Genomic DNA, 22,643 nt, shown 5'->3' with positions numbered 1-22,643 from the left:
AAACAGCCGGGATCGCATGCTTACAAAAAGGCGACGGTCGAGCGGCCCGACATTCCTAATATTTTGAACCGGGAGTTTGATGTGCCCGCTCCTGACCACGTCTGGTGTGGCGATATCACTTACATCTGGGCTCAAGGGAAATGGCAGTATCTGGCGGTTGTGCTAGATCTTTTTGCCCGCAGTGTTGTGGGCTGGGCGTTGTCGGGAAGGCCGGATGCGGACTTGGTCATCAAGGCCTTGGACATGGCTTACGAACAGCGAGGGAAGCCTCAAGGTCTGCTGTTCCACTCCGACCAGGGCTCGCAATATGGAAGTCGGAGTTTTCGCCAGCGCCTTTGGCGATATCGCATGAGTCAGAGTATGAGCCGGCGAGGAAATTGTTGGGATAACGCGCCGATGGAGCGGGTGTTCAGGAGCCTGAAAACCGAGTGGATACCGATCATGGGCTACACGAAGGTTCAACAAGCTCAGCGGGATATCAGCCATTTTTTGATGCACTGGTACAACTGGATTCGACCGCACCAATTTAATGGTGGGCTGCCACCGGCTCAGGCCGAAAAAAAACTTAACGTAGTGTCCGGGATCAGTTGACCACTACAATCGCCCTCGATCAATAAGGCCCGCCAAGGCTGACGCTTTCTGGCCCAGCTGAACATCTGAGTGAGGTCGGCGAAAAAACTGATGGCTTGCCGGTGTGCACCGCGATTGACCATGGTGCGGATCAGCGCCCGAACATCGTGTTCGGAGACGCTGCTCACTGCGGTCTTGCCGAGTGCTGGCAAAAGGTCTTTGTTAAAGCGGCGCTGCAATTCAGCATTGCCATCTTTGCGCGCCACGCCATCCAACAGCCACGCCTTGGCTAGATCCTGGACGGTCAGCGTTTTCACCGTCGTCGTTTTTACTAGTTCAGCCTCTACGTTAGCAGCGGCGTATGCTTGTGCCTTGGCGGCTTTCTTTTGCTCGTTGGGATTGATCTGCTCATCAATGAGCGCCCTGGCCTGATTACGCGCCTTGCGGATGTCTGTCAGGGATTTGCGCGGCCAGGTTCCGCAGGCGTACTCTTTGTTCTGCTCGCCCCACCGATAACGATAGAAAAAGCTGACCGACACACCGTCCTTGCGGACTGAGATTCGACCGGCCAGATTGCCATCCTCCCGGAGGATTCGGCCGGCATCGTTGGGAGTCAGCGACTCGAGTTCTTTGATGGTGATTTTGGCCATGAAACGGACTCCCCCTACTTTTACCCCCACAAAAACGTCGGCTCTTGATGGACGGTACTGGACTCTCGTAGAGCAGAACACCGCTGGAGCTCAAGTAAATACTAGCTTAGAAAAATCCAGAGTAAAATTTTGGAAGCTTCCAAGAAGCATGAAAAAGGAGATGGGGTGCTAGGGGTCGAGTGTTCGAATCACTCCGTCCCGACCATATTATTCAGTGATTTAGCCCAATCTGAAAAGGTTGGGCTTTTTCATGCGCGCTGCTTTTAGGTAACTGATTCGGGAGTCTATGCTTGAAGAGGCCTCTCGACAGTTCTATGACTCCAAAACAGAAAGACTCAAAGGGTTTGCCACTGCTAATGAGGCAGCAGTGTCAGGGATCACTACGACCGGTGAAGAAGCGCAAAAACTCGTGGTAAGCGCACGACGCAAAACTGCCGAGTAGCGCCTTGATGGCTTCTGCCGAGAGCTGAGGGTTGCTTTCAAAAGCATAGCCTGGCCCAGAGCCGGGCTTCTTGTATCTGCCTACCGCTTCCCTGCTTGCTCATACACCGAACTGCGCTCTCGCTTGCCTACGGCCAGCACCAGAATGACAATCCTCTCATCCTCTACGCGATACACCAGCCGATACCCGGCTCCGCGCAATTTGATCTTGTAGCAATCCTTCATGCCGTGAAGCGCATCACCTGGTACTCGCGGGCCTTCCTGCCGCTCCTGGAGCTTTTTCAGGAACTGGAGGCGGATTGTGCCGTCGAGCTTACGCAATTCCTTCAGCGCTTTCGGATCCCACTCGATTTCGTACTCAATGGCCATTGGCGATATCTGCCTGCGCCTCGCCAATCAGATCGTCGAGGGATACTCGAACGGGTGTTTCGTTGGCGTCGAGCCGAGCCTTGACCAGTTGCACCAGCTCCAGCTCGTCCAGGCGCTCTACCATCGCTTCGTAGACATTTGCCGGAACCATGTAGCCCATGACGCGGTTGTGGTTCAGTACGGCTACGGCCTGGCCGTTGGCGCCGCTCAAGACGGAGGAGGGGTTTTTCTTGAGTTCGGAAACGCTCACCGCCACGTCAGCCAGAATATTTTGCATAGATAAGACTCCTAAATAGGTCTTTATTCTGGTCTTTTTGTTCGCTGTTTACAAGTGCATAGCAAATCTGCTCGAGCGTCTTGGTCGGCTACTTTCAGTGATTGCACTTTCTAAGTGGAGCCCGCTGAGTACGGTGATGTTTCTCGTCCCGCTGAGTGGCTCACTGCGCTGGGCGCTCAGATAAGCAGGACTGGGAACTGGTGCACCCGAGATATCCCAGCGCAGGCAGTATTCATATACGGTTTTTCCGCGCCTAAGAATGAAAGTATCCGAGATGAAAGGTTGCATCACGCACCCAGCGTCTTGGAGAAACTCATGAGTTGTGAACAGCAAACCCCTACCACCCATGCGCGTGGCATTGATGTGTCGCGCTGGCAAGGCGAGATCGACTGGCGTCGCGTCGCGTCAGCCGGTGTCACCCATGCCATCGTGAAGATGACCGAAGGGGGGACCTACACTGACCCTCGTTTTGCGGCTAACTTTGCCGGGATGCTGGCCCACGGTTTGACTGCGGGGGTTTACCACTACTTTCGTGCCCTGAGCAGTACCCCGGGCGAACAACTGGCCAATATTCGGCAGCGGCTCTGCGAGGCCAACTTCGAGGTCGGGAAGCACATCCTGGCCATTGATGTAGAAACCTCGCGCAATGAAACGGCGAGCCCGGATCAGATGGCCGATGCCTTGCACGAACTGGTAACGCTGCTCAGCACGCAGGTGCTCGATGGCGCGCATCCCTACATCTACACGTCACCCAGCATCTGGGCTGACCGCGTGGCGTGGCGCAAGTACGATTTCAGCCCGTGCCCGTTGTGGATCGCCAATTGGGATGCCAAGCAGCCGACGGTGCCCGAAACCTGGAGTAGCCACGGCAAGAGCTGGCACTGCTGGCAGCACAGCAGCAAAGGTCAGGTCGATGGCATTCAAGGTGCCGTGGATCTTGATTGGATCAAGCGCTAAAGGCTTCTGCCAGCCGAACGCCCTCGCTGGCTGAGGTACTCCACAAACGGCCCGATATCCGTACTGCACAGCAAATGCGCGACCTCACGCACCTCCGCCTCCGGCCAATCCCACCAAGCGGATTGCTCAAGGATCAGCCGAGTCGGCTCATCAAAACGCCAGCGGATATGTTTGGCCGGGTTGCCGCCGACGATGGCGTAAGGCGCCACATCCTTGGTCACTATCGCGCCTGCTGCCACGACTGCGCCATTGCCGATCGTCACGCCCGACAGAATCTTCGCGTGGGAGCTGATCCAGCAATCATTGCCAATGATCACGTCGCCTTTGCTGCCACCAAAGTCGGTAATGTGCGCGAGGCTTTTCATCTTGGCGGGGAAGGGGTAGCAACTGAGCCAGTCGGTGCGATGATGGCCGCCCAAATACACGTCCACATTGCCAGCAATCGAGGTATAGGCGCCGACACGCAGGGTCGTGCCTTCATGCCAGTCGTGCACCTTCAAATCGCCGTAGGTGCCTATGCCAAAGCTGTAATTTGGATAACGGTTGCGCAGTTTTTGCGTAGAGCGCTCCAGCGGGGAGAGCGCGCGTATTGCCTTGCGCGCTTTTTTTTCGCGCCATTTACGCAATAGCTTCATGCGGTGAGCCTTTATGCAGAGATTGAAATCAGGCGACATCGTGAGCAATGGCTGCCCTCTATGCAAGACGAAGGCTTTATCTGCTGAAAAAAATTGCCAACGCCTGTCCCTTTTTTGCGCCTCGCCTGTCATTGCAGGTAAGTGAACAAAATCGAGAGCTTCCCTCCATGTCCGCAGTCCGACCCATGCGCTTGCGCCCGTTGCTGAACCTGAGCCTGATGCTGAGCCTCAGCGCCAGCCCGTTGTTTGTCCCGCTCAGCTATGCCGAAGACAGCACCGCCCGCCGCAGTTACCAGGTGCCGGCCGGTAGCCTGAGCGCCGCATTGACGCGCTTCGCCGGGCTCGCCGGGGTCAACCTGTCGGTGGACCCGGCGCTGGTCAGCGGTCGCAGCAGCGCCGGTTTGTCGGGTGAATACGGCGTGGAGGAGGGCTTTGCCCAGTTACTGACGGGCTCGGGCCTGCAATTGCAACCGATGGGCGCGCAGGCCTACAGGCTGATGCCGGTGCCGGAAAGCGGCAGCCTGCAATTGGCACCCACGTCCATCGTCGGCACCACTGGGTTGGCCGATGGCGATACCTACGCCGGTGGCCAGGTGGCGCGGCGTGGCTCGCAAGGCCTGCTCGGCTCGCGGGACTTTATGGAAACCCCGTTCAGCATGACCACCTACACCGCCGATGCGGTGAAGAATCAGCAGGCGCGCACCCTCGGCGACCTGGTCGCCAGCGACCCGTCGGTGCGCGCCACCAACCCGGCGGGCGGGCGCTACGAGCAGTTCACCATTCGCGGGTTCAGCCTGTTCAACAGTGATGTGGCCTACAACGGCCTCTATGGCGTACTGCCCACCTACACCATCGACATGGAGATGGCTGAGCGCGTCGACATCCTCAAAGGCCCGAGCCAGTTGATCAACGGCATCTCGCCGCGCGGCAGTGTGGGCGGCGGGATCAACGTGGTGCCCAAGCGCGCCACCGACAAGGACATCACCTCGCTGACCGGCACCTGGGCCTCCGGCAGCCAGGCCGGTGGCGCGGTGGACGTGGGGCGGCGCTTTGGTGAGGACAATAAGTTCGGCATTCGTTTCAATGGCGTGAAGCAGTCCGGCGATACCGAATGGGATCACCAGAGCGTCGACCGTGAAATGGCGGTGCTGGGCCTGGATTTTCGCGGCGAGCGCCTGCGCCTTTCCACGGATGTCGGCCACACCGAACGCGACACCGACGCGCCGCAAGAACGTGTACAAGTCGGCGCCAATGCCAGGGTGCCGAGCGCCAATGACGTACGGCATAACTACGCACAGCCCTGGAGCAAAGCCCGTACCGATGACACCTTCGGCACGGTTAACGGCGAGTTCGACCTCAGTGACAACGTAATGCTGTATGGCGGCGTCGGTGCGCGTAAAAGTAACCACGACTTCTTGCGTCACGCGGTGTCCGTCACCAACAACGCCGGGGATTTCAGCGTATTGCCACGGGATTTCACCCGCGATGAAAACGTGCGCACCGCCACCGCCGGCGTGCGCAGTTGGTTGCATACCGGGCCGGTCAGCCATGAGATCAACCTGGCGGCCAGCTACTTCTACATGGACTTTGAAAACGGCGGCGCCCGTTACGCGGCGGCGCCGAGCAACCTGTACAACCCGGTAGAAACCCCAACCCCTTCACGGCCGACACGCCTGGATTCCAAGGTCTACACCGAGAACCGCTTCAGTGGCGTGGCGCTGTCCGATACCCTGGGCTTTTTCGACGAGCGTTTACTGCTGACCCTCGGCGCGCGCTGGCAGCGGGTCAAGGTCGATGACTGGACCGACAACGTCAAAGGCGCTACGGCCTACGATGAGGAAAAAGTCTCGCCCTCCGGCGGCATCCTGTTTAAAGCCACCGACAAACTGTCGCTGTACGCCAACTACATGGAAGGCTTGAGCCAAGGCAAAATCGCGCCGTCGACCTCAATCAACGAAGACGAAATCTTCCCGCCGTTTGTCAGTCGCCAGGTTGAAGTAGGCGCCAAATACGACGCCGGCGCGTTTGCCGTGACGGCTGCGGTGTTCCGCATCAAGCAACCGGCCTACGAAACCAACGCCACTACGCGGGTGTTCGGCCCCAACGGCAAACGCCAGAACGACGGCGTGGAACTGAGCGTGTTCGGCGAGCCGCTCAAGGGCGTGCGCCTGCTGGGTGGCGTGATGGTTATCGACAGCGAACTGACCCACACCACCAACGGCACTTTCGACGGCAACCGCGCCCCGGCCACGCCCAAGTACAACGTCAACCTGGGCGCCGAGTGGGATGTGCCGACGGTGGAAGGCTTGACCCTGACCAGCCGGGGTATCTATTCCAGCTCGCAGTACCTGGACCAGTCCAACGTCAAGGAAATCGACGCCTGGACCCGCCTCGACGTCGGTGCGCGCTATGCCTTCAAGGTCGACGACAAGCACATCACCTTGCGCGCGAACGTCGAGAACGTCGCCGATAAACGCTACTGGAGTTCGGCGGGTGCTTCGGATGACAGTGAGCCGGGCCTGACCCTGTCCACGCCGCGCACCTATTTGCTGTCGGCCACGGTGGACTTCTAAACGCAGGGATTATGTGGGGAAGGCCAAAGTTGGAGCTGGCTTGCCTGCGATACAGACACCTCGGTCTGTCAGTAAGACCCGGTCGATGCTATCGCAGGCAAGCAAGCTCCCACACAAGCCAGACCACACCCTAAAATCGCTGCGTTAATAAGAATGTTTTTTGATTGCATCGCCTCAATATGGAATAGTACCCGCCGTTTTCCCCGGCCCGTCCAGCCGGGGTGTTTTAACGCCGAGGTCCTTGTCATGCGAATGCTGCGCTCCATCCCGACCCTTGCCGCCTGCCTCCTGGCGTTGTCTTCCAGCGTGTTGCACGCTGCGCCCATCGACCTCAATGACGGCCAGCACGCGGTGCACCTGCCGGATGCGCCCAAGCGCGTGGTGGTGCTGGAGTTTTCCTTTCTCGACAGCCTCGCCGCCGTCGATGTCACGCCGGTCGGCGCTGCGGACGATGGCGATGCCAACCGCGTCTTGCCGCGTGTGCGCCAGGCCATCGGCCAATGGAAGTCGGTGGGCCTGCGTTCGCAACCGAGCATCGAAGAAATCGCCCGGCTCAAGCCGGACTTGATCGTCGCCGACCTCAATCGTCACCAGGCCTTGTACAGCGACTTGGCGAGCATCGCGCCGACCCTGTTGCTGCCATCACGTGGCGAAGATTACGAAGGTAGCCTTAAGTCCGCCGAACTGATCGGCAAGGCCCTGGGCAAAACCCCGCAGATGCAAGCACGCATCGCCCAGAACCGGGAGCACTTGCAGGCGATTGCCAAGCAGATTCCGGCAGGTGCCAGCGTGTTGTTCGGGGTTGCCCGTGAAGACAGCTTTTCCGTGCACGGGCCCGACTCCTACGCCGGCAGCGTGCTGCAAGCCATCGGCCTGAAAGTGCCTTTGGTACGCGCCAAGGCCGCGCCGACTGAGTTTGTCAGCCTGGAACAGTTGCTCGCGCTTGACCCTGGCTGGTTGCTGGTCGGTCACTATCGCCGCCCAAGCATCGTCGACACCTGGAGCAAGCAGCCGTTGTGGCAAGTGCTCGGCGCGGTGCGTAATCATCAAGTGGCCGAGGTCGATGGCGACAGTTGGGCGCGTAACCGAGGTGTATTGGCGTCGGAGCAAATCGCTGAAGACACCCTGGCGATTCTCAAGGGCGGCAAAGCCGTATTGAGCCAATAACCGTGCCGCGCAGTTTCGCGGCGGCAGGCATAGTGCTGCTGGGTGCCATGTTGTTCTGGTACTCGCTGTACAGCTGGTCGCCGTTCACCATCACTGCGACGGATGCCTGGAACGGCCTGGTTCATCAGGGCAGCGTGGGCGGCAATATGGCCTATATCGTGGCGCAGCTGCGCGTGCCGCGTGCGTTGTGCGCGGCGTTGGTCGGTGCCTGCCTGGGTCTGGCCGGTGCATTGATGCAAGGCATCACTCGCAACCGTCTGGCGTCGCCGTCATTGTTCGGCGTGACCGCCGGCGCGGCATTGGGATTGGCGTTGTTTTCCACCGGTTTGGTTGCACCACCCTTTGCCGGTGGCGCCCTGGTGTTGACCTGCCTGGGCGGTGCGCTGGCCTGGGTCACGGTGTTCAGCCTGGGCGGCGCGTGGTCGCCGACCACCGCCCAAGGTCGGCTGGTATTGGCCGGTGTGGCGGTTGCAGCGCTGTGCGCGGCCTTGACCCGGCTCACGGTGATTCTGGTCGAGGCCCAGGCCCAAAGCGTGCTGAACTGGCTGGCCGGGTCGCTGGCCAATGTGGGAGCGGCCCAGGTGCAACTGCTCTGGCCATGCACGCTGATCGGCGGCGTGTGGGCGCTGTGGTGTGCGCCGCGCCTGAACCTGATCAACCTCGGCGAAGACGCCGCGCGCTCGTTGGGCGTCGGTATCGCCAGCCTGCGCTTGCAGGTGTTTGTCGCCAGCTTGCTGCTGGTGGGCGCCAGCGTCTGTGCGGTCGGCCCCATTGGCTTTGTCGGGCTGATCGCGCCGAATATCATTCGCCAGTTTCTCGGTAACGACTACCGCTGGCTGATCCCGCTCAGTGCCGCATTGGGCGCGTTGATCGTGCTGGGCGCCGACTTGCTCAGTCGCGCGGTGGCCTTTCCAGTGGAAACCCCGGCGGGCGTGGTCACTGCATTGATCGGCGCACCATTCTTCCTGTTTCTTGCCAGGCGCACCCTATGACTCGGCCACGATTACGTTTATGGCTGCTGCTGGGCTTGCTGCTGGTGGCGCTGCTGGCGAGCCTCAGCGCCGGTACGGTGTGGCTTAAACCCGCCACCGTGCTGGAGCGTCTGCTGGCCCACGACGCCCTCGATTTTGAAGTGTGGAACCACCGCCTGCCGCGCAGCCTGATCGCCATTCTGGCCGGCTGCGCCTTCGGCCTGGCCGGCGCGATTGTGCAGGGCGTGATCCGCAACCCGCTGGCCTCGCCGGAAATTCTCGGCGTCACCCAGGGCGCCGGGCTGGCGCTGACCGTGGCGATCATCAGCTGGCCACACCTGCCGATTGCCTGGCTGCCGCTGGTGGCCTGTCTGGGCGGTGCCGGTGGGGCCTTGCTGCTGGCGCTGTACAACACCGGCGTGAGTTTTTCCGGGGTGCGTTTTGCGCTGTCGGGGGTGGCGATTGCGGTGACCTTGTCCAGCGTCACCGAGTTTTTGATCCTGTCCCACCCGTTGGATATCAACACGGCATTGCTCGCGCTGACGGGCAGCTTGTGGAGCCGTAATTGGCACCATGTGGCGCTGGTGCTGCCGTTTCTGCTGTTGATCCCGTTGGGGCTGTGCCTGGCTAAACCTTTGAACCTGATCGCGCTCGGCGATGAGGCCGCCCACAGCCTGGGCACTGCGCTTGGCCGCACCCGCGGGTGGGCGATGGCCTGCGCGGTGGTGCTGACCAGCCTGGGTGTCGGCGTGATCGGGCCGATTGGTTTTATCGGCCTGGTCGCACCGCACATGGCGCGGCGTCTGGTGGGCGGGCATCACCAGTACTTGCTGCCGGCTGCGATGCTGATCGGTGCGTTGCTGCTGGTGCTGGCCGACACGCTTGGGCGCACGTTGATCGCACCCAGCGAGATCCCGGCGGGCGTGCTTACGGCGGTGATCGGCGCACCGTATTTTCTTTGGTTGCTGGCACGGTTCAAGGGTTGATGACATGAGTATTCTGCAGGCACACCAACTCGACATCGGCTACGGCGCCACGCGTATTGTGCAGGGCCTTTCGTTTACACCGCCGACGGGTCGCGTCACCGCTCTGATCGGCCCCAATGGCTGCGGCAAGTCCACCTTGCTCAAGGCGTTTGCACGCATCCTCAAGCCGACCCAGGGCGAGTTGACCCTGGATGGCCACGCCTACGCCAGCCTGTCCGCGCGCCAACTGGCGCGGCAGATCGCCTTTTTACCGCAGGTATTGCCGGTGCCCGAAGGCGTCAGCGTGCGCCAGTTGGTCGCCTATGGCCGCAGCCCGCATAACTCGTTGTGGGGGCGCCTGAGTGGCAACGATCAAGCCCAGGTGACCCAAGCCATGCAGCGCCTGGAGCTGGACAACCTCGCCGACCGCGCGTTGGCGGATTTGTCCGGCGGCCAGCGCCAGCGCGCCTGGCTAGCCATGGTGCTGGCGCAAAACGCGCCGGTGGTGCTGCTCGACGAGCCCACCACTTACCTCGACATCAGCCATCAGGTCGAATTGCTCGACCTGATGGGCGAACTGGCCGCCGAGGGCAAAACCGTGATCACCGTACTGCACGACATCAACCAGGCCTGCCGCTACGCCGACCATCTGGCGGTGATGCACGCCGGCAAGTTGGTGGCCGATGGCGCGCCCGCCCAGGTGATCAGTGCCGAGTTGATGCGCCAGGTGTTCGACGTGCAAGCGCAGATCCTGCAGGAGCCGGTTTCCGGCACGCCAATGTGCCTGGTGGAAAAAAGCACCCGCACCCACGCCTGACCCTGCTCCTTCCCACGCGCCAATGCTCGTTCCCACGCTCCGCGTGGGAATGCAGCCCGTGACGCTCCGCGTCACAAGGTTGCCGGTTGCAGGGCGGGACGCGGAGCGTCCCATGAGGCATTCCCACGCGGAGCGTGGGAACGATCAGCAGGAAAACATTATTTATATGAATAAAGTTATTCGTAAATAATGAAAGTAGAGAATATTAGCTTATGCCCAAATAGCATTATATTTTTGAAATCCATTCCGTTATGTTTGATTGCAACAGCCTACCCCTGACCTCGGATGGTACCCAGCGTGATTCAGATTCTGCGCGCCATAACCGGGTAAACACCCCGCGGCAGAATCGTTGGAAGGGAGTTCAACGTATGTTGCCGATTCAAAACCCTCGCTCACTCCACACCTAGTTCCCCATCGCAGCGACACCCTGAAAAACGAGCACCGCGCCCGCCCGCGCGACTGCCCGACTTCGCGATTCGGAAAGCCTGGAGTGGTCATGAAACCAGTTTTACCCCCCACCGCCGCACTCACGCTGGCCCTGTTGGCCGGCACTGCCTCCGCTCAGGACGACAGCACCTTGTCCACCGTGGTGGTCACCGGCAACCGTGGCGCCGAGCAGCGCACCGTCACCAGCAGCCCGGTGCCGATTGATGTGGTCAGCGCCAGGCAACTGCAAAGCACCGGCAAGCCTGGCTTGATGGAAGCCTTGAGTGCGGTGATCCCGTCGCTGACCCTGCCGGAAAAAACCGGCTGGGACGCCAGCGGCATTGCCCGTGCGCCCAACCTGCGGGGCTTGAGTGCTGCCGAAGTGCTGGTGCTGGTCAACGGCAAACGCCGCCACACCAGCGGCACGTTGAACATCAATGGCATCAACACCGGCGCGGCGCCGGCTGACCTGGATCTGATCCCCATCAGCGCCATCGACCATGTGGAAGTGCTGCGCGATGGCGCTGCCGCCCAGTACGGCTCGGATGCCATCGCCGGGGTCATCAATGTGATCCTCAAGGCCGATACCAGCGGCACCGCCGTCACCAACGTCGGCCAGGGCTACGACGGCAAGAAGCAAACCGTGCAGCAAAGCCTCAACAAGGGGTTTGAAATCGGCAACGGCGGCGTCGTGCAATTGGCCCTGGATGCCCGCAGCCAGAATGACGACAACAAAGCCAGCGCCAACGGCTACACCTATGAGCAAGCCTACAACCAGGCCGGCAGGGCGACCTACGGCGGTTACGGCACGCCCAAGACCAACCTGCTGACCCTGGGCTACAACGCCGAGCTGCCGATTGATGACAGCCTGAGCCTGTATTCCTTCACCACCTATTCGCGACGCAAGGCCGAGCAGGGCCAGAACTACCGCCTGCCGACCATCACCAACACCATCACCACCGGGCCGAATGGCTACCCGGCCGGGTACACACCCACCTGGTCCATCGACGAGGACGATTTTCAGGCCGCGTTCGGCGGCAAAGGCACCGTCGGCGCGTGGGACTGGGACTTGTCCACCACCTACGGGCGCAACGAGGCGGAGCAGGGCACCACCCACAACCAGAACCCGTCGCTGGGCGAGTACACGCCCAACCGCTTTACCTCCGGCACCTGGATTTCCACCGAGCTGACCACCAACCTCGACTTCAAGCGTGGCTTTGATGTGGGCCTGCAAAAACCGTTGGACCTGTCCTACGGTTTCGAGCATCGGCGCGACACCTATGAGGTGCAGGCCGGTGACTACGCGTCTTATGCCAATGGCGGCTACTGCGTGGCGCCGGGCAACTGCGCGTCATCCGGGGCGCAAGTCACCAACGGCATTTCGCCGGATGAAGAAAGCAGCGCCTCGCGCAACAGCCTCGCCAGCTACATCGATGTGGGCTTCAACCCGCTGCCGGACTGGTACATCGGCACCGCCTTTCGCTACGAGCATTACAACGAAGGCGTCGGCGCCACCCGCAGCGGCAAGCTGACCACGCGCTACGATTTCACCCCGCAATTTGCCGTGCGCGCCACCGTCAGCAATGGCTTCCGTGCGCCGTCCCTGGCCAACAGCCTGTTCAGCGCGCGCTCCACCACCTATGGCGTGGTCGACGGCGTGTATCAGTCGATCAACTACGGCGTATTGCCGGTGGGTTCGGCGGCGGCCAAAGCCCTCGGCGCCCAGGAGTTGAAGCCCGAGCGCTCGACCAACTTCAGCCTGGGTTTCACCCTTACGCCCACCGACCGCCTGAACTTCACCGCCGACGCCTACGTGATCAACCTGCGCGACCGCATTACTCTGACCGGCACCTTGCTCGGCCCCGAAGTCACCCAGGTACTGCAAAGCAATGGCATCAACTCCACCTCCGGCGGCCAGTACTTTATCAACGGCGCCGACACCCGCACCAAAGGCCTGGACCTGGTCAGCAACTACAACCAGGACCTTGGCCAGTTCGGCGCCTTGAAGTGGACCGCGGCGTTCAACTGGAACCAGACCAAGATCCTCAACTACAAGGCCTCCACCGACATCCTCGGCACGCCCTATGACCTGATGGACCGTCAGGCCCGTGGCCTGATCACCGATGTGCAGCCCAAGACGAAACTCATCCTCGGCGGCGACTGGAGCATCGACCGCTTCAACCTCAACCTGGCCCTGACCCGTTACGGTTCTTACAAAGAGGTCAACGTCTCTGCCGACCGCAGCCTCGACCGCGTCTACAGCGCCAAATGGATCACCGACCTCGACCTTGGCTACAACCTCACCAAAGCCCTCAACATCGCCGTCGGCGCCAAGAACCTGTTCGACCTTTACCCCAAGAAACAAGGCGTGCCGAGCAGCACCATGCTCGCCAGCTACGGCACTTATTCGCCCTACGGTTTTACCGGCGGGTACTACTACACCCGGCTGACTTACGCCTTCTAAGGCCGCCACCCGCGAGGAATAGAACATGCCCATTGTCGCCAAATCCTATGACCTGATCGACGAGGTCAGCCCGGTTCGCCAGCGCCGCGTCGCAACGCCGATCAAGGCCCTGCAAGTGGTGCCCGCCCGCCACCCGTGGCGCTGGGCCGGGTCGACCTTTGCCGCGCTGGTGCTGCTCGCCATCGTGCACTCGCTGGCCACCAACCCGCGTTGGGAGTGGGGCGTGTTCGGCCAGTGGTTCTTTTCTGCCTCGGTGCTGCGCGGCCTCGGCCAGACGCTGCTGCTGACGCTGCTCAGCACCGTGTTCAGCATCCTCTTCGGTACGGCATTGGCGCTGGCACGGCTGTCGGGCTCGCCATTGCTGGCGGCGTTGGCCTGGGGCTATATCTGGTTTTTCCGCTCGATGCCGGCGCTGCTGGTGCTGATCATCCTCTACAACTTTGCCTACCTGTATGACCACATCGTGCTCGGCGTACCGTTCACCAGCGTGGTGTTCGCCGAGTGGTCGACCGTGGATGTGCTCAGCCAATTCACCGTGGCGGTGTTGGGCCTGAGCCTGATGCAGGCCGCCTACGCGGCGGAGATCATTCGCGGCGGTTTGATTGGCGTGGACGCCGGCCAGCATGAAGCGGCGGCGGCCCTTGGTTTGCCGGCTTCGCGACGGATTTTTCGCATCATCCTGCCCCAGGCGCTGCGCTCGATCCTGCCATCGGGGTTCAACGAAATCATCGGTTTGGTCAAGGGCACGTCCATCGTCTACGTGCTGGCCTTGCCGGAGCTGTTCTACACCGTGCAGGTCATCTACAACCGCACCCAGGCGGTGATCCCGCTGCTGGTGGTGGCGACCGTGTGGTACCTGATCATCACCACGGTGCTGACCAGCGCCCAGTACTACGTCGAGCGCCACTTTGCGCGCGGTACGGCGCGGGTGCTGCCGCCCACACCGCTGCAACGCCTGCGCGGCTGGCTCAAGGAGAAAACCCATGGCTGAAGCACGCGCCGGGCGCATTCAGATCCAGGGCGTGGGCAAACGCTTTGGCAACCAGCAGGTGTTGAAAGACATCGACCTGACCATCGATCCCGGCAAGGTCACGGTGATTCTCGGGCCGTCCGGCTCGGGCAAATCCACCTTGCTGCGCACCATCAACCACCTGGAAAAAATCGACAGCGGGCACATCACCATCGACGGTGAATACGTCGGCTATCGGCGCAAGGGTGACCTGCTTTACGAATTAAAAGAACGCGAGATTCTCAAGCGCCGCATCGACGTGGGTTTTGTGTTCCAGAACTTCAACCTGTTCCCGCACCTCACCGCCTGGGAAAACGTCGCTGAAGCACCGCTGGCCCACAAGCGCTGGAGCAAGGCCGAGGCGCAGGCCAGGGCCTGCGAGCTGCTGGCCAAGGTCGGCCTGGCCGACAAACTCGAGGCCTACCCACGCCAGCTCTCCGGCGGCCAGCAACAGCGCGTGGCCATCGCCCGTGCGCTGGCGCTGGACCCCAAAGTGCTGCTGTTCGATGAACCCACCTCAGCCCTCGACCCGGAACTGGTGGGCGAAGTGCTTGACGTGATCAAAGGCCTGACCCAGCTGGGCGTGACCCTGGTGATCGTCACCCACGAAATCGGGTTTGCCCGTGAGGTGGCCGACCACGTGGTGTTCCTGTGTGACGGCCAACTGATCGAAGAAGGCCCGCCCGAACAGATGTTTCGCCAACCCCGACATCCCCGCACCGTGGCCTTTCTGGGCAAGGTGCTTTAGTTCAAGGAGTGACTGCCCATGTTCATCAATACTGCTCGCGTGGCCTTGCTGACGCTTGCCGTGAGTACCGCGCAACAGGTTTTTGCCGTGCAACAGGTGGATTTCAGCCCCGATCGGGTGCGCATCCATGTGCCGCGCAATGAAGCGGCGATCGCGCAGATCCCGCCGGGCTTCAAGTTCGCCCAGCCTGGCAAATTCACCGTCGCCGTGTCCGGCGTGGCCGGGCCGCCGCTGGCGCTGCTCGCCAACGACGACAAGACCACCATCGGCAGCGAAGCCGATACCGCGCAGTTGGTGGCCGACAGCCTTGGCCTGCAACTCAATGTGGTGCAAACCAGTTGGGAGGACTGGCCCCTGGGCGTCAGCTCCGGCAAGTACGACGCGGTGATCAGCAACGTCACCGTGACCGAGGCGCGCAAGAAGCGTTTTGACTTCGCCACCTATCGCCAGGATGTGCTCGGCTTTTACGTCAAGAGCACCAACAACATCACCGAGATCAAACAGGCCGCCGACATCGCCGGGCTGAAGATCATCGTCGGCTCCGGCACCAACCAGGAGAAGGTCCTGCTGGCCTGGAACGAGGCCAATGAAAAGGCCGGTATCAAGCCTGCGCTCCTGCAATACATCGACGACCAGGCCGCCGCGCAACTGGCAGTGCAGTCCGGTCGCAGCGATGCGCTGTTCGGGCCCAACTCGGTGTATGCCTACTCGGCGGCGGTCACCGGTGGCATCAAGCGGGTGGGCACGGTGAACGGCGGCTGGCCGTTGAAGGCGGATATTGCCGTGACCACCCGCAAGGACAACGGCCTGATCCAGCCGATCCACACCGCCCTGCAAGGCGCGATTGCCGGCGGCCAATACGAACAGGTGCTGCAACGCTGGGGCCTGGACATCGAGCGCGTCGACACCTCGCTGATCAACCCGCCGGGCCTGCCGGACTAGGAGAATCGACATGGGACTGACACGCCGTGAAGCGCTGTCGAGCATCGCCGCTGTAGGCGGTGAAAAGGCCGTCAAGGATGCACTGGCCGTATTGGGGTTGGGGCCGTCGTCACATCGACGCCCGCAACCGCTGAAACTCAAGCCTGGTCTGGGGCAGGGTACCCGCGTGCTGGTGCTGGGCGCCGGGATCGCCGGGTTGGTGACGGCACTGGAGCTGAGCCGCGCCGGCTTCAGCGTGCAAGTACTGGAGGCCCGCAACCGCGTGGGCGGGCGCACCTGGACCCTGCGCAATGGCGACCGCGTGGACTACAAGGACGGCCGCACGCAAACCGTAGCGTTTGATAACGGCCTGTATTTCAACGCCGGCCCCGCCAGGATTCCGAGCCAGCACCGCACGATTCTCGACTATTGCAGCGAACTGGGTGTGCCACTGGAAGTGCTGGTCAACAGCAGCCACGGCGCCCAGGTGCGACCCGATCTGCAACAGTCGGCGTTTACCGTCGGCCAGGCGATCAATGACACGCGCGGGCATCTGTCCGGCTTGCTGGCCAAAGCCGTACAGCGCGATGCCCTCGATGATGTGTTGAGCAGTGAAGAGCGCACGCGTTTGCTGGCGTTCTTGCAGGTGTATGGCGACCTGTCCCAGGAATTGGCTTTTGAAGGCAGCCTGCGCTCCGGCCACCTGGAGTCGCCTGCCCACCCCGGCGCGCTCCCCGCCAGCCGCAGCCCGCTGGGGCTGGGCCGGCTGCTGCATCCGGAGTTGTGGGGCGCGTTATTGCACACCGAATTCCCGGAATTTTCCGCCACCATGTTCCAACCCGTCGGTGGCATGGACCGCATCACCGACGCCTTCTACCAACGCGTGCGCGAGCACGTGCAACTGGGCGCCCAGGTGCGGCAGATCCGCCAGCTTGAAGACGGCGTGGCGGTGACCTACCACGACCAGCTCAGCGGCCGCGAACAGGTGGTGCGCGCCGATTACCTGGTCTCGACCTTGCCGTTGCCGCTGCTGGCCAAACTCGATACCGACTTCAGCGACCCGGTCAAAGCCGCTTTGCTCAGCACCCGCAGCGATCAGGCGACCAAAGTGGCGTGGCAATCGCCGCGCTTCTGGGAAACCGACTACCGCACCTATGGCGGCCTGTCGTGGATCGAACACCCGGCGCGTCTGCTGTGGTACCCGAGCAACGACCTCAACACCCGCGACGGCTTGTTGGTGGCCGGCTACGTGACCGGGGAGGGCGCCGACGTGTTTGGCGCCAAGCCGTTCGACCAGCAGTACGCCACGTCCAAAGAAGCCGTGGAGCTGCTGCATCCGGGTTATTCAAAACACCTGCGCCACCCGCTGGCGGTGTCCTGGGAGCAGATCCCCTACAGCGAAGGCCCATGGTTGCAACGCGAACACTTCCCGGCCGATGCCAGTGCCTTGCTCGAGCAGGCCCACGGCCGCGTGTACTTCGCCGGCGACGGTCTGGTGCAAAGCGGTGTGGGCATCTGGCAGGAATCGGCAGCCAACTCGGCGCGCCATGTGATTGCGCAACTGGCTGAGCGCGTTACCCAACAACAACAGCGTGCGGCACTCGCCGCCTCCTGAGGAGCACTACCATGAGCGACAGCATTCAACGCACCAGCGTCGGCGATTTTCCCATCTCGCAAACCGTCACCGTACCGGCCTCGGCCAGCCTGATTTTCGTCAGCGGCACCTTGCCCGATCTGGTCGACCCGAACGTGCCAGGGGTTTACGGCAACACCGAAGTGCAGACGGTGTCGGTGTTCAACAAACTGCGCAAGATCCTCCAGCAGCAAGACCTGGACCTGGGCGATATCGTGCAATTGCGCGTGTTTCTGGTGGGGGCCGAAGAGACCGATGGCAAGCTCGACTTCGCCGGGTTGCAACGTGGTTACACGCAGTTCTTCGCCACGCCCGAGCAGCCGAACAAACCCACGCGCACGGCGTTGCAGGTGGTGGCATTGCCGTTGCCGGGAGCGCTGGTGGAAGTGGAGGCGATTGCGGCCAGAACGGCCTGACCCGTTATCCAGGAGGACTGAGCGTATGGTGGCCAGCAGGCTTGTGAACAGAACATCTGAACACATCCAGCCTCGGTGACGATGGGCCGCTGCCCTTACCCCCATCAACGGCCATGGCTGCTTGAGATTGCTGGCCACAGCTCGTAGCAACGCTGATATTTTGAGAAATATCCTACATCCATAGAGGATTAGTCATTCCCGTTTTTGCAAGGCGTTTTTAGACAATCGTTGACTCCACCGTCAACGAGCCCACGGCAATGATGAGCCAGCCTTTACGCATTATGATCCTTGGGGATCATGCCTCTCAGCGCGCTATCGTGGTCAGTCTGTTCAGACGGCTGGGGCATGCGGTGCTCGAAGCGACACATGCCATTGAAGCCCTGGCCATTCTCGAAAGCGTGGGTGGGGTGGATGTCGTGCTGTGCGACTTGTCCATGTCCGACATGGATGGTCTGGAGTTTTTGCAACATGCTGCGCAACGAGGGTGGCTGCATGGCGTGATTGTCAGCGGCCACCCGCCGCCCGGAATCAACCAGGCCCTGCAACAGTTCACCCGCTTGCTCGGCGTGCGTTTGCTGGGCCATGTCGACAAGCTGGCGACCCTCAATCAGCTCGAAGAGGTCGTGCATCGTCATCAGCCTGTTGGGGACGTAGCGCCTGCGATTTCGCCTGAGCTGCCATTGTTTACTCAAACGCAGGTGTGCGAAGCACTCGCTGCCGGCCAGTTACACGCGTACTACCAACCCAAATTCAGCCTGTGGACCCAGGAGATGGTCGGTGTGGAAGTGTTGAGCCGCTGGCAGCACCCGCTTTACGGTCTGTTACCCGCAATGGCCTTCATGCCGGTGCTGGAGCGTAGCGGGATGCTCGACGACTTGTTGTTTGCGCAGATGCACCAGGCCTTGACCCTGCAACAACACGTCAGGGCAAGCGACATGGCCTTGAACCTGGCGTTCAACCTGCACGCTCAGCAACTGGCTCAGGGCGGGTTGAGCCGCAAGATCGAAGACGTCATGGCGACGTTCAAGGTGCCGCACGCCAGCGTGACGTTCGAGCTGACCGAAAGCGGCCTGCTGGAAGCCTCGGCGAGCAGCCTGGCGTGCCTGATGCGGTTGCGCTTGCTCGGTTGCAACCTGTCCCTGGATGACTTCGGCGCCGGGTATTCATCCTTGCAACGCCTGTGTCAGCTGCCGTTCAACGAGATCAAGCTGGATGCCGAGTTTGTGCGCGGCATGACCGCCGACCCACGTTGCCGCGCAGTGATCCACAGCACCCTGGCGCTGGGCGACAGCCTGGGCATGACCGTGGTGGTGGAAGGCATCGAAACCCGGGAGCAACAGCGGCAATTGCTGGCGATGGGCTGCAGGGTGGGCCAGGGCTACGTGTATGCGCAGGCGATGAGTGGCGAGCAGTTGTTGTGGCGGTTGCAGAACGTGGCTTGATGGGTGTTGAGCGAATGCAGATGGTGGGTGGCTCACCACCATTTCCAGCGGCCTTGTTTTTTCAGGGTGGCGATGATGTCTTCGCGCTTGCGGCGGATTTCCACCATCTTGTGGCGCAGTTCGCGGCAGCGGTTGCTGTTGAGGATCAGCAGGCCGGTCAGCGGGCTAAGCAGGGACATGGTGTAGAGAAAAAGCGGCGGGCGGTACGTAATTGCGGGCAAAGATATCAGTAAGCAAATTAAGTAAATGCCGACACTGATCCATACCGAGCGGATACGACCATAGTTGACCTGCGCCTTGGAAAAAAAAAGGACAAGGCCTGTTGCGACGCTGCCGAGAAAACAGATCTTAAGTGCAAGGTTTTCTGGAAGTCTTGAGAGAGAGGTCAGCAACAGTAAGACGGCAGTCATCGCAATCGTGAAACAGCCAGCGAGTAGATCGGCGCCAATCACTAGCGCGTAGCGTCTCCTGAACGCTCGTGGATTTTCAAAATAAAAGTAGGCGTAAGTACGTTCCTCGGGCGTCAGCGTTTTCCAATCTTCACATTTCTCATCCTTTGCTGATTCGCTAAGGCCCTTTTCCGTTACACGCTTGCTCACTGGCTGACTTCCTCGTAGATACCAATAGCCCACGTCTTGATATTTCCTGGCATCGAACTACTCGCGAAACCCAGGGCTGCAGCCAAGGTGTCTTTTATGTGATTGGCGGTAGCAAGTTGCATTTCTGTGGCACTGATTCGTTTTGGTAATACGCCGGTGGCTTGTTTCACCTTGAGAATTTTTAGCGTTAATCGAGGATCACGAAGCCTGAGCAATTCATCATTGAGTCTCGCTCGTTCTTGTCGGTTCAGACCTTTGAGTATTTGTTTGAGCGGTTTGCCAGTGACTCTCGTTGCTGTGTTTATTGTTTTGATTGTGGTCAACGCAGAAGTGGCGACGCCCAGTAATGCAATGGCATCCAGCGTCGTAACAACGGCCTGATACCAGGTTTCGTTATCTAGACGATCTAGGTATTGGGGCGCAAACGCTTCTACACTGGTTCGCCCTAGCCCGATGGCGCATTGGGTCATGCTGGCAGCCAGAGCAGCCTTGCCGATAAACGTAATTACCGCGCTCGTCCCCGCCGTAAAGGGCATCAACATCACGCCACTGGTAACGACGACCCAACTCAGTATCGCCCCCGTACAGGTCACCGCCGTGCCAAGCGCTTCAGCCACCCATTCCGACTCCCGCGGTTCATGCTCCAACATCCGCTTGAACTCCACCGGCCCCACATACTTGGGTGCCTCACGCAGCACCACCTTGATCGGCCGCACACTGCAAATCGCCTGAAACTCACGCAGTACCACCACGTTGAACATGTCATCGATATAGACCACCCCAGCGCCAATCAGCACCGGGTCGCTATCAATGGCGAAGAACAACTTGCGCAGATCAATACTGCTTTCAATCCGTTGACGCGTGGTGCGGTGGGCCGAAGGGAATCCATCTCTGAGCAGGGAAGCCGTCATCCTTAACTCCTGTTATTGCGGGAGTCGAGAGCGTAAAGATGAGGAGGTACCGCTGAATGTCGGAAGGTTCGCCATTTAACGTCGGGTGCTTCTCTAACTGCTTTCTGCGTCTTGCGCGCACCGCTGCGGCTGGGGAAAAGTGCTCCCCGCGTCACTACCGACGCATACCAAGGCAAGGAGCAAACATGGCAGTCGATATGTTTTTGAAGCTGGGTGATATCAAGGGTGAATCAAGGGACCAGGCCCATCGCGACGAGATCGACATCATCCAATGGGCGTGGGGCATGTCGCAGTCGGGTTCGATGCACAGCGGTACCGGCGGCGGTGCGGGCAAGGTCAATATTGCCAACCTGAACCTGACCAAACCGCTGGATAAATCCAGCCCCAACCTGATGATGGCCTGCGCCAGCGGCAAGCATTACCCCGAGGCCAGGTTGGTGGTGCGCAAGGCCGGCGGTGCCAGCCCGGTGGAGTACCTGGTGATTACCCTGAAGGAAGTCATGGTGGTGTCCTACAGCACGAATGGTGAAAGCACCACCGACGTCGTGCATGACAGCTTCGCCCTCAATTTCGCCAGCGTCGACGTCAGCTACCAGCCGCAGAAAGCCGACGGCGCCAAGGAGGGCGGGCCGGTGAAGTTTGGCTGGAACATTCGGCAGAACATCAAAGCCTGAACCTCAGACAACCCTTCATTGTTCCAGCTGCAACGCCTGCTGCTTAAGCTTGCGTTTCTGCGCAAACGGCAGCTTTTCATCATCCCCATACGGCGAGCTGTACCAGTTGCCGTAACTCGGGTTCGGCAGCAAAAACCAGCGCTGGCCCAGCCAGCTCACATAGGGTTCCACCGCTTTGCGTTGGGCGGCGAGGGTGTTGTGTTCGGCCTGCACGAAATCACCCAGCGAGTCACCGGCCATCAGCAATACGCGGGCATGGCCGGCGACCCACTGGCGGCGACACATCTTGCCGTAGCCGGCGCTTTCGCAGTGGCCGGTAGGCGTGCTGGCGGCCAGGACCTGGGTGTCGCTGGTCACCGGAAAACCGCGCAGGCGCAGGTTGGCGACGGTGGCCGCGACCTGGCGGTGTTCGCGGTTGGTGAGGTAGTAAACCTTGATGCCTTTTTGCTCGGCGGCGTGCAGGAAAGCCACTGCGCCCGGCAATGCCTGGGCCTTGGCCTGGTCGACCCAGGTGTTCCAGCGATCGTAGGAATAGATTTGATTATTGATGATATCGCGCGCGTTCAGCGGCACGTTGTCCAGCAGGGTTTCGTCGATATCCATCACCACCGCTGGAGGCAAGCCGTTCAGATTGCGGGGTGGAAAGGGCAGGGCATCCCAGGTCGGATCGGCCAGGGCCACGTCGAGTTGGCGGGTGGCGTTGGCGAACAGCTGGCGGTAGATCAACTCGTGTTCGATGGAGGTCTGGGTCCAGAGCACGGCGTCGAGTTGGTCGTTGGCCGGCGGGGTCTGCTGGCAGCCGGTCAGGGCGGTGGTCAGCAGGCAGACGCTGGCGAAAATCAGGTGGCGCATGGGATGTCTCGGCGGTGGAAGCGTGTGGGCAGCACCTTAGCCTAATCAGGCTATACATCAATCCCGAATGTGGGAGCTGGCTTGTCGAATCGTCGCACCGCTGCGATGGCATCAACTCGGTGTACCTGATGCACCGAGGTGTCTGCATCGCAGGCA

21 protein-coding genes and 1 pseudogene are annotated in these 22,643 nt (G+C 60.9%); 15 read left to right on the top strand and 7 right to left on the bottom strand.

Going from position 1 to position 22,643, the window contains the following annotated elements; all coding sequences use genetic code 11:
* Positions 1-591 (top strand): IS3 family transposase (locus BLV67_RS31330; RefSeq protein ID WP_074854577.1); only part of this gene is annotated, 591 nt, incomplete at its 5' end.
* Positions 592-599: 8 nt separating this feature from the next.
* On the opposite strand, the pseudogene BLV67_RS31325 reads toward BLV67_RS31330, so the two are convergent.
* The 3 genes and pseudogenes from BLV67_RS31325 to BLV67_RS31315 all read right to left on the bottom strand — a co-directional run.
* A pseudogene (locus tag BLV67_RS31325) lies at positions 600-1,220 on the bottom strand (integrase arm-type DNA-binding domain-containing protein); the annotation flags it as partial.
* 522 nt (positions 1,221-1,742) lie between these two features.
* Positions 1,743-2,030 (bottom strand): type II toxin-antitoxin system RelE family toxin, encoded by a 288-nt coding sequence (locus BLV67_RS31320; RefSeq protein ID WP_425272324.1) that lies wholly within the window; start codon positions 2,028-2,030, stop codon positions 1,743-1,745.
* Positions 2,020-2,307 carry a type II toxin-antitoxin system Phd/YefM family antitoxin gene (locus tag BLV67_RS31315; RefSeq protein ID WP_069788370.1) on the bottom strand — a complete coding sequence of 96 codons (288 nt, stop codon included), beginning with the start codon at positions 2,305-2,307 and terminating at the stop codon, positions 2,020-2,022. Before BLV67_RS31315 ends, BLV67_RS31320 begins: the two co-directional genes overlap by 11 nt.
* A 315-nt stretch (positions 2,308-2,622) precedes the next feature.
* Here BLV67_RS31315 and BLV67_RS31310 point away from each other — a divergent pair, with 315 nt between their 5' ends.
* Positions 2,623-3,264 (top strand): glycoside hydrolase family 25 protein, encoded by a 642-nt coding sequence (locus BLV67_RS31310; RefSeq protein WP_069788369.1) that lies wholly within the window; start codon positions 2,623-2,625, stop codon positions 3,262-3,264.
* Here the strand turns inward: BLV67_RS31310 and BLV67_RS31305 are convergent.
* Positions 3,261-3,899: a CatB-related O-acetyltransferase gene (locus tag BLV67_RS31305; protein WP_069788368.1), complete on the bottom strand. Its 639-nt coding sequence runs from the start codon at positions 3,897-3,899 to the stop codon at positions 3,261-3,263. The genes BLV67_RS31310 and BLV67_RS31305 overlap by 4 nt on opposite strands.
* Before the next feature lie 167 nt (positions 3,900-4,066).
* Here BLV67_RS31305 and BLV67_RS31300 point away from each other — a divergent pair, with 167 nt between their 5' ends.
* From BLV67_RS31300 to BLV67_RS31245, 12 genes are all read left to right on the top strand, one after another.
* A complete protein-coding gene (locus BLV67_RS31300) occupies positions 4,067-6,472 on the top strand; it encodes a TonB-dependent receptor (RefSeq protein ID WP_069788367.1) in 2,406 nt (801 codons plus the stop codon).
* A 252-nt stretch (positions 6,473-6,724) separates the two neighbouring features.
* Positions 6,725-7,639, top strand: a complete 915-nt coding sequence (locus BLV67_RS31295; RefSeq protein WP_425272325.1) for a Fe(3+) dicitrate ABC transporter substrate-binding protein FecB — start codon at positions 6,725-6,727, stop codon at positions 7,637-7,639.
* 2 nt (positions 7,640-7,641) lie between these two features.
* Positions 7,642-8,631: an iron-dicitrate ABC transporter permease FecC gene (fecC, locus tag BLV67_RS31290; RefSeq protein WP_074854576.1), complete on the top strand. Its 990-nt coding sequence runs from the start codon at positions 7,642-7,644 to the stop codon at positions 8,629-8,631.
* Positions 8,628-9,596, top strand: a complete 969-nt coding sequence (locus BLV67_RS31285) for an iron chelate uptake ABC transporter family permease subunit (RefSeq protein WP_069788365.1) — start codon at positions 8,628-8,630, stop codon at positions 9,594-9,596. The genes fecC and BLV67_RS31285 overlap by 4 nt, the downstream gene beginning before the upstream one ends.
* Positions 9,597-9,600: 4 nt before the next feature.
* The gene (gene fecE, locus BLV67_RS31280) at positions 9,601-10,392 is read left to right on the top strand and encodes a Fe(3+) dicitrate ABC transporter ATP-binding protein FecE (RefSeq protein ID WP_069788364.1); all 792 of its coding nucleotides are present in this window, start codon (positions 9,601-9,603) and stop codon (positions 10,390-10,392) included.
* 496 nt (positions 10,393-10,888) lie between these two features.
* A complete protein-coding gene (locus tag BLV67_RS31275) occupies positions 10,889-13,282 on the top strand; it encodes a TonB-dependent receptor plug domain-containing protein (RefSeq protein WP_069788363.1) in 2,394 nt (797 codons plus the stop codon).
* 25 nt (positions 13,283-13,307) lie between these two features.
* Positions 13,308-14,273 carry an amino acid ABC transporter permease gene (locus BLV67_RS31270; RefSeq protein ID WP_069788362.1) on the top strand — a complete coding sequence of 322 codons (966 nt, stop codon included), beginning with the start codon at positions 13,308-13,310 and terminating at the stop codon, positions 14,271-14,273.
* Positions 14,266-15,039: an amino acid ABC transporter ATP-binding protein gene (locus BLV67_RS31265; protein ID WP_069788361.1), complete on the top strand. Its 774-nt coding sequence runs from the start codon at positions 14,266-14,268 to the stop codon at positions 15,037-15,039. The genes BLV67_RS31270 and BLV67_RS31265 overlap by 8 nt, the downstream gene beginning before the upstream one ends.
* Positions 15,040-15,057: 18 nt before the next feature.
* Positions 15,058-15,981: an ABC transporter substrate-binding protein gene (locus BLV67_RS31260; protein ID WP_069788360.1), complete on the top strand. Its 924-nt coding sequence runs from the start codon at positions 15,058-15,060 to the stop codon at positions 15,979-15,981.
* A 10-nt stretch (positions 15,982-15,991) separates the two neighbouring features.
* Positions 15,992-17,575 (top strand): flavin monoamine oxidase family protein, encoded by a 1,584-nt coding sequence (locus BLV67_RS31255; protein WP_069788359.1) that lies wholly within the window; start codon positions 15,992-15,994, stop codon positions 17,573-17,575.
* A gap of 11 nt (positions 17,576-17,586) precedes the next feature.
* Entirely contained in the window at positions 17,587-18,009 is a 423-nt protein-coding gene (locus tag BLV67_RS31250; RefSeq protein WP_065911881.1) for a RidA family protein, read from the top strand.
* A gap of 260 nt (positions 18,010-18,269) precedes the next feature.
* Complete coding sequence (locus tag BLV67_RS31245) at positions 18,270-19,451, top strand: EAL domain-containing response regulator (RefSeq protein WP_244160807.1); 1,182 nt, start codon at positions 18,270-18,272, stop codon at positions 19,449-19,451.
* 32 nt (positions 19,452-19,483) lie between these two features.
* On the opposite strand, the gene BLV67_RS31240 is transcribed toward BLV67_RS31245, so the two are convergent.
* Positions 19,484-20,050: a hypothetical protein gene (locus tag BLV67_RS31240; protein ID WP_065911883.1), complete on the bottom strand. Its 567-nt coding sequence runs from the start codon at positions 20,048-20,050 to the stop codon at positions 19,484-19,486.
* Positions 20,047-20,961 (bottom strand): Ssp4 family T6SS effector, encoded by a 915-nt coding sequence (ssp4, locus tag BLV67_RS31235; RefSeq protein ID WP_069788357.1) that lies wholly within the window; start codon positions 20,959-20,961, stop codon positions 20,047-20,049. Before ssp4 ends, BLV67_RS31240 begins: the two co-directional genes overlap by 4 nt.
* Before the next feature lie 185 nt (positions 20,962-21,146).
* On the opposite strand from ssp4, the gene BLV67_RS31230 reads away from it, so the two are divergent.
* Positions 21,147-21,635, top strand: coding sequence for an Hcp family type VI secretion system effector (locus BLV67_RS31230; RefSeq protein WP_069788356.1), 489 nt, complete (start codon positions 21,147-21,149; stop codon positions 21,633-21,635).
* A gap of 15 nt (positions 21,636-21,650) precedes the next feature.
* Here the strand turns inward: BLV67_RS31230 and BLV67_RS31225 are convergent, their stop codons facing one another.
* Positions 21,651-22,487: a 5'-nucleotidase, lipoprotein e(P4) family gene (locus BLV67_RS31225; protein ID WP_069788355.1), complete on the bottom strand. Its 837-nt coding sequence runs from the start codon at positions 22,485-22,487 to the stop codon at positions 21,651-21,653.
* Positions 22,488-22,643: the final 156 nt, after the last annotated feature.

The sequence above is a fragment of the Pseudomonas salomonii genome (assembly GCF_900107155.1).
Classification (GTDB): domain Bacteria; phylum Pseudomonadota; class Gammaproteobacteria; order Pseudomonadales; family Pseudomonadaceae; genus Aquipseudomonas; species Aquipseudomonas salomonii.
Note: the sequence above shows the minus strand (reverse complement) of the source record. Positions and strands in the feature narration are given on the sequence as shown.

Coding starts and splice junctions, on each gene's coding strand:
- BLV67_RS31305 (WP_069788368.1), bottom strand. CDS start 3,899: ATGAAGCTATTGCGTAAATGGCGCGAAAAAAAAGCGCGCAAGGCAATA.
- BLV67_RS31310 (WP_069788369.1), top strand. CDS start 2,623: ATGAGTTGTGAACAGCAAACCCCTACCACCCATGCGCGTGGCATTGAT.
- BLV67_RS31295 (WP_425272325.1), top strand. CDS start 6,725: ATGCTGCGCTCCATCCCGACCCTTGCCGCCTGCCTCCTGGCGTTGTCT.
- BLV67_RS31255 (WP_069788359.1), top strand. CDS start 15,992: ATGGGACTGACACGCCGTGAAGCGCTGTCGAGCATCGCCGCTGTAGGC.
- BLV67_RS31315 (WP_069788370.1), bottom strand. CDS start 2,307: ATGCAAAATATTCTGGCTGACGTGGCGGTGAGCGTTTCCGAACTCAAG.
- BLV67_RS31320 (WP_425272324.1), bottom strand. CDS start 2,030: ATGGCCATTGAGTACGAAATCGAGTGGGATCCGAAAGCGCTGAAGGAA.
- BLV67_RS31300 (WP_069788367.1), top strand. CDS start 4,067: ATGTCCGCAGTCCGACCCATGCGCTTGCGCCCGTTGCTGAACCTGAGC.
- BLV67_RS31260 (WP_069788360.1), top strand. CDS start 15,058: ATGTTCATCAATACTGCTCGCGTGGCCTTGCTGACGCTTGCCGTGAGT.
- BLV67_RS31245 (WP_244160807.1), top strand. CDS start 18,270: ATGAGCCAGCCTTTACGCATTATGATCCTTGGGGATCATGCCTCTCAG.
- fecE (WP_069788364.1), top strand. CDS start 9,601: ATGAGTATTCTGCAGGCACACCAACTCGACATCGGCTACGGCGCCACG.
- BLV67_RS31285 (WP_069788365.1), top strand. CDS start 8,628: ATGACTCGGCCACGATTACGTTTATGGCTGCTGCTGGGCTTGCTGCTG.
- BLV67_RS31270 (WP_069788362.1), top strand. CDS start 13,308: ATGCCCATTGTCGCCAAATCCTATGACCTGATCGACGAGGTCAGCCCG.
- BLV67_RS31225 (WP_069788355.1), bottom strand. CDS start 22,487: ATGCGCCACCTGATTTTCGCCAGCGTCTGCCTGCTGACCACCGCCCTG.
- BLV67_RS31275 (WP_069788363.1), top strand. CDS start 10,889: ATGAAACCAGTTTTACCCCCCACCGCCGCACTCACGCTGGCCCTGTTG.
- ssp4 (WP_069788357.1), bottom strand. CDS start 20,961: ATGACGGCTTCCCTGCTCAGAGATGGATTCCCTTCGGCCCACCGCACC.
- BLV67_RS31250 (WP_065911881.1), top strand. CDS start 17,587: ATGAGCGACAGCATTCAACGCACCAGCGTCGGCGATTTTCCCATCTCG.
- BLV67_RS31265 (WP_069788361.1), top strand. CDS start 14,266: ATGGCTGAAGCACGCGCCGGGCGCATTCAGATCCAGGGCGTGGGCAAA.
- BLV67_RS31230 (WP_069788356.1), top strand. CDS start 21,147: ATGGCAGTCGATATGTTTTTGAAGCTGGGTGATATCAAGGGTGAATCA.